Annotated in this window: 1 protein-coding gene; it reads right to left on the bottom strand. The window is 28.2% G+C overall.

The genetic code is table 11. The annotated features are described in order from the left end of the window. Positions 1-886: 886 nt before the first annotated feature. The gene (locus tag FTT91_RS14465; RefSeq protein ID WP_180169699.1) at positions 887-1,651 is read right to left on the bottom strand and encodes a hypothetical protein; all 765 of its coding nucleotides are present in this window, start codon (positions 1,649-1,651) and stop codon (positions 887-889) included. Positions 1,652-1,760: the final 109 nt, after the last annotated feature.

Here is a 1,760-nt window from a genome sequence, read left to right as displayed (position 1 = left end):
TCTCCAGTCAGTGCTTGTCCTGACTGGAGTTGTTTTAAGGCTGTTTCAAAATCAAATGTAGTTGCCATAATGCATCATTCCTGTTTTTAACAGTTTAAGGAAATGACACAGTTTTTTGAACACTACCAATAGTTCTACAGAAGTTTTTATAGATTTTATTTGGAATTTTTCACTTCTTTAAAAATAGTAGATAAATAAATTATTCACACTAATAATTTATAATTTTTTATAATATTTATTTGATTTATATTAATAAATAATTATTTCCTTAAACTATCATAGATAGGAAGATATATTTCAAAATAAAACCATAAATTTTTCTATTATTTAAATAACCTAATAGTGGTCTATATAAATTGAAGTAGAATTTTATAAGAACCAAGCAATCTGCAAAAAGAACTATAGACACAATTCGAAAACAATATCTTCTTAAATTATGACTAGCTTCAAACTTAATTTTCTAGATATATAAGCTAATTTTATTGAGATAGTAAAGAGATTTTTCAAAAAAATTATTTAATACAATAATTCATCTTATATCAATAAATATATTTCCAAAATTAAATAAGCTTCACCAGAAATTCATATATAAATACTAATATTTATAAGGGCTTATTCAAAACCTTCTATATTATTTAGATTATATTACGATTATTTTAAAAATTCCAGGTTTCCATTACATTGCAATGGAAACCATATTTAATAAATTAAAAGTTATTAATAAAATACTATTTTTTATTAGTCAGTATAACAAATAATATGATATTACATATCCAAAGAAATAATTCTTTGGATAAATTATATTCAGAATTATAACCAAAATATATCATGTTAAATGCCACAATAATAAGAGATATATAATGTTTATTCATTTAATTCCTTATTATTAATTTGCTATACATGTTTTTGCATCATCATAAAGAGTATGAGCTAATGTAATACCTACTAATCCTGCCATAATACGTTCGACAAGTTTTTTACCAAGCCCAAAGGTAGCAACTGATATAGCACTTTTGAATCCAGCAATAAAACATTTGCTATCATTTACAGTTAAATAAGCAAGAATACCCCATAGTACTGTGGCTATTAAAGCCTCTAATCCAGCAATCATAGCGGCTCCCATAACTGCACCCAAAGGATTCGTAGCGAATAAAGCTATAATTGCTGTAAGAAGTAAAGCAGCAACCATTACTCCCATAAAATAAGCAAATCCTCCATTCAATCCACCGCTAATCATATAAGCTCCACTTCCTGTATTCGGATCTAGAATAATATAACCACTACCTTGCCATCCATAAAAATTAATACTCTTTTCAGTGGTAGTTACAACTTTTCCAGCAGCAACTGCATTACGAATATCTGCAATTACCTGTGAATCATGATTGAGGTTTGGTAATATCGTATTAATATTATTTCGATCTATTTGATAAATCTTTTGACCTTGCTCAGCTGCTAGTTTAATTGCTTTAGCTGCACTAATACCATCTACATTTTTCTGTGTACTATTTGGGTCATTAAAGAATCTTTCTGGTACTAAATTCTCATTTAGACTTTGACGCATACCTTGTTGCTCATTAAATAACAACCAATTTTGATGATTGTTATTAATATCAACTTGTACCGATGACAGGTTATCAAGGCTTTGTTGCACAAACCTATCTGTAAAGGCTTTTTCAGCGATATAATTTTCAAATGAAGAAGCCTACACACAAAATCTACCGCACAACCAATTGGCCCGCATATAACCGAGCACTCATGAG

Source organism: Acinetobacter sp. YH12021 (assembly GCF_013420145.1).
Classification (GTDB): domain Bacteria; phylum Pseudomonadota; class Gammaproteobacteria; order Pseudomonadales; family Moraxellaceae; genus Acinetobacter; species Acinetobacter towneri.
Note: the sequence above shows the minus strand (reverse complement) of the source record. Positions and strands in the feature narration are given on the sequence as shown.